We start from the raw sequence: 7,878 nt of genomic DNA, 5'->3' as shown, positions 1-7,878 counted from the left end.
TCTATCTCTCCAGATGTACGGAGTTTTTTCAGAAATCAAATACTAGTCCTATATTTTACCAACTAATTTTTGTATACTCTAAAAATTTGCCACGCGATCGTCGAAGTGTAAAATATATTCATCAACGACTGTAAAACAAGCTACCTTGAATCCCTACGCGAGACTACACTTGTCTTATAAGGAGTGACAGCCGTGCTGGGAGAACTACCCATAAGTTATTTATATAACCCGAAACTCTTTACTAGTAAGGATTTGAAAAAACTTTATAGCAAACTGCTCATGCAGTGAACAATTTTCCTATTGACAAGCAAAAAGTTTCAGTTACCCTGAATCCCCAGAGGGTTAAATCTTATTGAAAGGATCTTCCTCTTCCATCTTCCGTAAATCCTGAAATTCACGGATTTTAAAAGTTCCTTGCATCTGTAAGAAATTCTCAATGTCTTTCATTGAAGTGTACAAGCGGTTTGTTCTATGTTCAACCGTTTGTGTGACCTGGGCAATCAACAAAGTTACGGTATCCTTTCGATTTATGTAGTCCTGAATGTGTAAATCAAGCTTGTGATTTATTTCTCTGATTTTTTCAGCATTATTAGCGTGTTCTTTCAAATCCTCTTTTATCTGGGTAATTGAGGTTGAAATGTTGTTCAAATTATTAACAAGCTTTACCGCTAAAGTTCCAAGAACAGAAAGACTTACACAAATGCCAGTAAATACACCAACAGATTCTAAAGTTACCGTAATTACTGGTGAAGAGGCAGAGCTACTAACAGCGATTGTTGATTGTGTAGTATTCATTTAAGAATAAATGTATTCCGTAACTTTGACTTTTGCTGTATTGGTAAGCAGACCTGTACAAATGCCAACAACAGCATTTTGACTGGAATTATCATCTAAAAACTTCTCGCCAGGAGCCAGCGAAAAATCGTAGACAGTTCCAGAAACAATCACAGTATTAGCAGCGTAATCAATCCCAACTGGTACATATTTAAAATAAACAGTCGATGGCCCTGTATTAGAAAACAAGCACGAGTGCCGACTGCCATCTGCTTTTTCGTTAACAATTAAAGTTTTGGAAGTCGTAACACTAGCATCATTCGCAGGTTGAGCATTAGTAGCTGCTGTTTTGTTAATCGAAGAATAAAACATATTTTCTTGATAAACCTGAACATTAATTGACCAAATTACATCTGTGTCATCCAGCCGGAGAAATCCTAAACCATTCCCAACGACATCTTTAGGAAAATAGAAAATCTCTGTTTCTAGACTCCGATAACTGAGTCTTTGAGGGCTATAAATATTGATTTCATTATCTTCCTCAAATGTTAAGCTACGGCGTAAGTATCCTGCATACGTCCAAATCTTGCCTACAGGAATAGTAGTGTTAACAGACACGGCTATGATGGGTTTATCAAAAACTACGGGAATATTTATTTCAGTTATCTTTTGATAAATCGGTTTCCCTGCTGAGTCATTTAAGTAACTTACAGCCGGGAAAGAATCACTATATTGCAAATGCCAGTTGCTTTCTATCCCTAGCTGTAAATTCCTGCTCACTTACGCCCCTCGGTACATAATCAACTCGACATGATCGCAAAATTCACCCACAATTTCATAAGGATTTTTTATTCCATTGAATTGCAGCTTATCGCAGTAGTCAGCCAGAGAAATTTCATTCTGTAACCATTGCCTTGCTGCTTGGTTACACCCAATCATCCCAGCGAATTCTGCATCGCTGGCATCAACATCAATCTCCACCGCTAGTAAATCAATATCATCGCTGGGAACCCATAGAAATCCTTCTCTCTGGGCTATTGGGCTATACATGAATTAAATTCCTTCTGGGGTGAACTTGTAGGATTTTTTGACTGTAGCGGTGCCGGCATTTTTCCAAGCACTTGCGCCACTTGCTCTAGTTTTAATATCCAGAACAGCTGTGTCAAAATCCTCAGACATCGTTTTCCCACCAAAGGGCATTGATACTGTATCGGTTGTGGGCTTTTTATAAGTAGCTCCAGTAATACGGGAGACACGATCCACAAAAGATTCTTTATTGGTAAAACTCAGCCTGGCAAACTTATATTTGGGGTTTTGCAGAACCACGGGGGTAGTTCCGGCCGCAGTGAGGAAATATTGCCCAAGCAATGCAGTACGCAGAGCATTCGCTACATCTTTCCCGACAGCCGTGCCTTGGGTTGCATCTAAAATCTTAGATGTCTCAATGTACGTAACGATTGTGCCGGTAGAGTTAAAGGGGATAATAAAACCATCTGCAAGCACCGGTTTAGCTCTGCCAGTACTAATGCCTGGAATTGCGTCATACAAAGCTTTTTTCTGTTCTAGGGTCTTGCCCTGCCAAGCTTTGTAAGCATCATATCTAGCTTTTTGGCTTTCATACCTGTTTAACGCTCTAAAACCCATATTGATTAATCTCTCGTTTAGATTTTTTTACAACATAGTCCAGTTTTTAGCGTTATCCGTTGTGGCGAAACCTAATAGGTTTCAGGCAATTTTATCCACCAGATTTCACAGCCACTCTACTAACGACTTGTTTCTGAGTGTGGTATCAATCAGGAATATCGGAGCAACCAAATTACCTAAAGAGATATAGGCGTATCGAAACCGAAGTATGGCAACTGGTCTGTATCGCCTGTTGTTGTGCTGTTTTCCTAAGATAGTTGTCTTTCCAGCCGTGGCAGTGGTGGTACTAGCTTTATCCGGGTCGTTTAGCAGAATATGGCTGTCACCCTTGTAAGGCACATCAATTGCGTTGCAAATTTTTGAATATATATTCACCGCGTCAGCTTTTGCGTTGACTAACAGATAGTTTCCTTTAGCAAAACCGTTATCTGGGTCAGTGTAGCTTGCTGATTTATTCCCGGTAGTATAAGTAATTCCTTTTTTATTATCTAAAAATAAGGTTTTAATTTCATTAGCAATTGCTGTCATATCAGCTTTGGTAATAGCAGGTTTTGCCCCTTCACTTGAGCATGAAAAATTCATCAACCTACAACTTTTCTCATGTTCAATTAATGGCTCGTCTATTGGTTTAGCCGCTGCGTCCTGTGAGAAATATAAAAACAATTGGGGATGCCCAGCTACGGGGGGTGCTGTATCAAATTTACTGCCATAGACTATAGCTAAATTCTTTCTTCCATACCCCAACAAATCAAATAACAGATGATGTCTGAGGTTCATCATTAATTGATTGTCGTTATCTGTCATTGTACAAGCTACTCTTAGCGCACTTCTTGGCGAAGCAATGTTAGGCTTCCAATCGTCTGCCAAGTCACTAAAGTATTTTTTTACCAAGGCATTATGCTGAGGTATGTATATCTTTTGTAAATGCTCGAAAGGATCAAAGTTATCTGGTAGTGCTTCTGTAGATGGTATTTTTGCTATGGGTGAAGTCGCGTGTGGCGTAAGTGTCCGCCCTGTTGTTACGTCCGAGGTTGGTGGCAACTGCCTTCCTAACTCGTCTCTTGGTGGAATATATGATGGCGTGTCTTCACTCATTAGTCGCCTCCATCAAAAATATCTTCAAGCACTAATTCCAAGAAATTTGTAGAATCAGCTTTTGCTTGTTCACCAGCGTCAGCCGTCTTGGTTGGATCTGGCACGGTAATCCCAGGTTCATGTCGTAAGTTATTGCCAAGAGAATCTTTTATTGGATGACCATCAGCATCCTTTGGATCTTCCTGTGTCAAATTTTTGCGAAGGGTAGCAACACTATCATTAATGCCAATCGCTGCCTCTTTAATAGCAATTGGAACAGCAATTACTGCTGCAATAGTGGATGCTTGAGCGCTAGCACCTTGCAAGAAGTTGAAAAATTTACCCTGCAAATTTGGCTGGGGGTTCATGTACCCGTAGGCATTTTCAAGAAGTACACCGCCCTTACGCAATGCGTTACCGATTTTACCGACATTGCCGCCGATAACTTCCATACCAGCTGTCAGCACGCCCATCATGTTTGATAGCTGGTTATGTACATTCACTGCTGACTGATAAATCCTATTTGCTTTAGCCCAAGCCTCAGTGATTTGTGCATAGTTAGCAGCGCCAATAGTGTCTTCTATAATTTCTTTTGCTGCCTTCCCCAATACCGTAGAGATGCTTATTGATTCTCCATTTAAGCCTTTTGGGAGTATGAATCCAGTTACCTGATCGATGATTGTCCCTAAAGTTACTGCAAGGTCATTACTAAGCATCAAAGCATTGTGCATTGTCGCCGCGAAAGTCATGATATTTAGGGCAGTATTCACTAATGCGCTGCTTGCAAACGCTGTAATTAGTGCAGTCAACGCGGTGAACTGTGCTACAAGAAATCCTCTGACTCCGCCGATGGCGCTAGTTGTGACTGTGTTTATGCTTGTTCGAGTTGCAGCGTGTTGGCTAACGATTAAAGCCCTTAAACTCGCCAAATCTGCTGGATTCACGTCTATTCCATTCCTTCCTGGTGCTCCGGGGAATCCTTGTCTTCCTGGTGCGCCATTTCTGCCGGGTGCACCGTCTCTGCCGGGTGCACCGTCTCTGCCGGGAATACCAGGGACTTGCACCACAGTTGTTACCCCTGGCGCGCCGTCCCGCCCTGGTCTTCCATCAACGCCATTTCTACCGTCTCTACCGTCTCTTCCTGGTAGTCCTGGTATGCCTGGTCTAAGTCGCAGTAGTTGGACAACGCTATAAATCGTTGCTACTGCTATTACTGCTTGCCCTGCTTTACCAAGGGCATCCCCTGCTACGTTTTGAGCTTTCTTGCCGATGCTTTCAGCGTCAGTTGCTTTCTTGTAGGCGGTACCAGCGTTCTCGTTTGCTGTTGCAGCATTACGAACTGCACCGTCGGCTGTCGTTTGTGCTGTCTTGGCGTTGCTATTGGCTATTTGTGCAAAATTCTGGGCGCGAGTCGCTGTTACCTGCGCTGCACCCGCTTTTAGATTCGCCGCTTCGCCAATATCTTTAGCATCAAGTGCAATATTCTTCACTTGTGCGATCGTAGTTTCGTTGTTACCGATCCGATTTTGAAGTCCTAGGAGTTTACCAAGAACGCGGGATAAATCGTTACCAAGTGCCACTACACCGTTTTCTACCGCATCAATGCGATCGCCAAGAATAACTAGTGTTTGTAGCTGCTCAATTATGGTAAATATCGTGCCAATTACCTGAAAAATTTCAAGTATCCTACCTGCGAGTCGCCCTGTTGCTGCTAACGCTTCTGAACTTATTCCTATTGCTTTGGCAGAGTTAATAATTGCAGTACCTACAGCACTTTCAAGCTTCCCCACTAAAACCCCAAGACTATTAACTTTTGAGCCTATACCATTTACTATCTGCCTCAATCCTGTCGCTTCAGTCGCAGCATTGATAGCAGCGTTTGTGGCTTTTGCAGATTCGGAGATTGCTTGCCCCGATCTATTAATTGCCTGATTGGACAAGCCCTTTGACAAAGATGATTCTCGTGCAGCAGTAGTTGCAATATCCTCTACCTGATTTAGCCGTCTAAAAGCATCTGCTGATTGTTTTTCAAGTAATGCAGCTTTCTTTTGTGCATTACCAGCAGCATCAAATGCATTGTTAGCAACTTTCGTTGAAGTGCCAGCAGCACTTGATGCACTTTCCGCTACATTAGATGCGTCATGCGCCATGCGTGCGATTCTTGCAATTTCCGCTCTATCAGCACCCCTATCTTGGGCAACTTTGAGCGCTTGAGCTAGACCACTGTCAGCAGTTTTTTCTACTTTAAAAAGTTTCTCCAGTGCTTGCCTTGATTGCTCTACCGCGCTACTAACCTGTGGCTGTAATTTATTGGTTATAACCACACCAGCAGCAGTTACGGCTGTAGCAATATCTGGCTGCAACGATGACTTGATCGAGTTTTTAAGTGACAGTTCATCAACCGATTTGATGTTAGCGATTTGCTGTTTCAGTGCATTAATTTGACTTTGCAAATTCTGGCAACAATCGCATTTACCAGCGCAATCTAGCGCTGATTGCATACTCCCAATTACGCTGGAGGTACTCATATATTTAGCCGCAATTCCTACTTCTTAATTGATTGGATAAACCCTCTATTTGCGCCCATTCGCTATTGCTAATACACTTACCACTGCACCCCGTTCCGCAAGCCGTTTCGCATTCTGATAGTGATTGGTAAATTCCTGGGGTGCTATAAACAGTTTTTTTTATACACGCACCGTTAATACAGTCATATTTCTCGCTCGGATTGGGAACGAACGATTTGGAGACAATATAACCATTGCCCCAATTGGCAAGAAAAATCCTACCATCACATGACGAAATCAAATTCATACTCGGGCTTGCATTAACCAGAATAGGATCGTCACTTGCAAAGCCCGGATACACTTCTGTATAATCGCGGTTTCCAGTGTTATACAGTCGAGTTATTAAAGTCCAAGTTCCTGATACGCCACATCCTGACATTAGTAGCTATCCGGGTCAATTGTTGAACTTGTATCAAGTTTTGCAAGGTTGATTGTCAACTGATCGACCCTATAAGAATCATTGTTACCACCTCTAGTCGTAAAGCTAGAAAATCCCTTGTCGATGTAAATACTTTGGTCGGTATTTGCATCAAAGTTTGTTTGTGTTAAATAACTTTGTGCGTTCAAATTTATTGCTGCGAAATGTCCTTCTGCACTTGCACTATTCGGTGTAGCTAGCCCTGCTGTTTGTAAAGCGCTATCGGGAATAAATAAACCTGCACTTGGTGCTGTTGCACCACTGGCGAGTCTTGTTGCTCCGGTTCCGAAAATCTGTACTAAAGTTGGTTCTGCCATGAGAAATGCACGGATAAAAGTGAAGTGAATAAATCCGTTGTATGGCTTAACAAAAAAAGTGTAAATATTCCACTTTTATGTAAAACAGGTAGATTCTCTGAAGACGTGTAATGCTTGCTGCTAATAGGATTAAGTCGAATATTTCTAATAGTAAAAGTTAGGAATATTCCGGTTTAACCATTGACAGTGGTTAAACCAGAATAGGCAGAAGTAAAAAATAAAATGAAAAATAATCGAAATGGACAAGCCGCAATTTTAAGCGATGCGGATTATTCCAAAATTCGCAAGCAGATCCGCTCTCAAAAATATAAACTGCTTTTGGATCTGGCTTGGTACACCGGGGAAAGGTGGGGTGCGTTGGTGAAGTTACAACTGCTTGATGTGTACAACCTTGATGGTACACCCAGCGAGTATATCAACTTTCGCGCCAGGACTCGCAAGGCAACACCCAATGGAAAGCGGCAGACGCGCCAGGTGCCGGTTCACGATACCTTGGCTGAATTGCTGGCAGCATATAAACCACTCCCCGGTTCGATTTGGTTATTCCCATCCAGGGAAGCGGATAAACCTATGGGGCTAAGGGCGGCTGACCAAATTTTACGTACAGCTGTTGAAAGAGCCGGACTTTCAGCCAAGGGGATATCAACTCACTCCACCCGCCGGAGTTTTATAACGAAATTAGCAAAGCGGGGTGTAAGCTTGGCAACGATTAAAAAAGCCACTGGTCACACTGACTTGAAGGTACTTTCTCGGTACATCGAGGTGAGTGACGATGACGTGAAAAGCGCGATCGCTACTCTATGATCAACAAACTCCTATCCCTGCAAATCGAAATCTTCCTTAAGGCATTTGAGGCTGGAAAGTATGACCATCCACTCTTTCTAGCTATGACTCTAGAGTGTTTGGCTAACCAGGCATGGGATGAAGTTGACCGACTTTACCCGAATTTATGACAAATGGTAGCCGGGGCGGATAGGCTAGATTCGCCGATAACACAATTGGATTTACTCGCGCGATCGTTTTTCATTAGTCATTCGTCATTCGTCATTCGTCATTGAGCATTGGGAGTTAGTGGTAATATTGC

At 42.4% G+C, this 7,878-nt stretch carries 9 protein-coding genes; 2 read left to right on the top strand and 7 right to left on the bottom strand.

Going from position 1 to position 7,878, the window contains the following annotated elements; all coding sequences use genetic code 11:
• Window positions 1-342: 342 nt before the first annotated feature.
• The 7 genes from RM368_RS37460 to RM368_RS37430 form a co-directional block, all read right to left on the bottom strand.
• Window positions 343-795: a hypothetical protein gene (locus tag RM368_RS37460; RefSeq protein ID WP_322698754.1), complete on the bottom strand. Its 453-nt coding sequence runs from the start codon at window positions 793-795 to the stop codon at window positions 343-345.
• A complete protein-coding gene (locus tag RM368_RS37455) occupies window positions 796-1,554 on the bottom strand; it encodes a hypothetical protein (protein WP_322698753.1) in 759 nt (252 codons plus the stop codon).
• A complete protein-coding gene (locus RM368_RS37450) occupies window positions 1,555-1,824 on the bottom strand; it encodes a hypothetical protein (protein WP_322698752.1) in 270 nt (89 codons plus the stop codon).
• A gap of 3 nt (window positions 1,825-1,827) precedes the next feature.
• The gene (locus RM368_RS37445; protein WP_322698751.1) at window positions 1,828-2,418 is read right to left on the bottom strand and encodes a hypothetical protein; all 591 of its coding nucleotides are present in this window, start codon (window positions 2,416-2,418) and stop codon (window positions 1,828-1,830) included.
• 105 nt (window positions 2,419-2,523) lie between these two features.
• Window positions 2,524-3,513, bottom strand: coding sequence for a hypothetical protein (locus RM368_RS37440; RefSeq protein ID WP_322698750.1), 990 nt, complete (start codon window positions 3,511-3,513; stop codon window positions 2,524-2,526).
• Complete coding sequence (locus tag RM368_RS37435; protein WP_322698749.1) at window positions 3,513-6,020, bottom strand: collagen-like protein; 2,508 nt, start codon at window positions 6,018-6,020, stop codon at window positions 3,513-3,515. Before RM368_RS37435 ends, RM368_RS37440 begins: the two co-directional genes overlap by 1 nt.
• Before the next feature lie 417 nt (window positions 6,021-6,437).
• Window positions 6,438-6,794 carry a hypothetical protein gene (locus RM368_RS37430; RefSeq protein WP_322698748.1) on the bottom strand — a complete coding sequence of 119 codons (357 nt, stop codon included), beginning with the start codon at window positions 6,792-6,794 and terminating at the stop codon, window positions 6,438-6,440.
• 222 nt (window positions 6,795-7,016) lie between these two features.
• Here RM368_RS37430 and RM368_RS37425 point away from each other — a divergent pair, with 222 nt between their 5' ends.
• Both RM368_RS37425 and RM368_RS37420 read left to right on the top strand, forming a co-directional pair.
• On the top strand, window positions 7,017-7,598 hold the full coding sequence (locus RM368_RS37425; RefSeq protein ID WP_322698747.1) for a tyrosine-type recombinase/integrase: 582 nt from the start codon (window positions 7,017-7,019) through the stop codon (window positions 7,596-7,598).
• The gene (locus tag RM368_RS37420; RefSeq protein ID WP_322698746.1) at window positions 7,595-7,747 is read left to right on the top strand and encodes a hypothetical protein; all 153 of its coding nucleotides are present in this window, start codon (window positions 7,595-7,597) and stop codon (window positions 7,745-7,747) included. The genes RM368_RS37425 and RM368_RS37420 overlap by 4 nt, the downstream gene beginning before the upstream one ends.
• Window positions 7,748-7,878 lie beyond the last annotated feature (131 nt).

The sequence above is a fragment of the Nostoc sp. DedSLP03 genome (assembly GCF_034530815.1).
Classification (GTDB): Bacteria; Cyanobacteriota; Cyanobacteriia; order Cyanobacteriales; family Nostocaceae; genus Nostoc.
The sequence above is the reverse complement of the archived record's forward strand: the minus strand, read 5'-3'. Positions and strand labels throughout refer to the sequence as shown.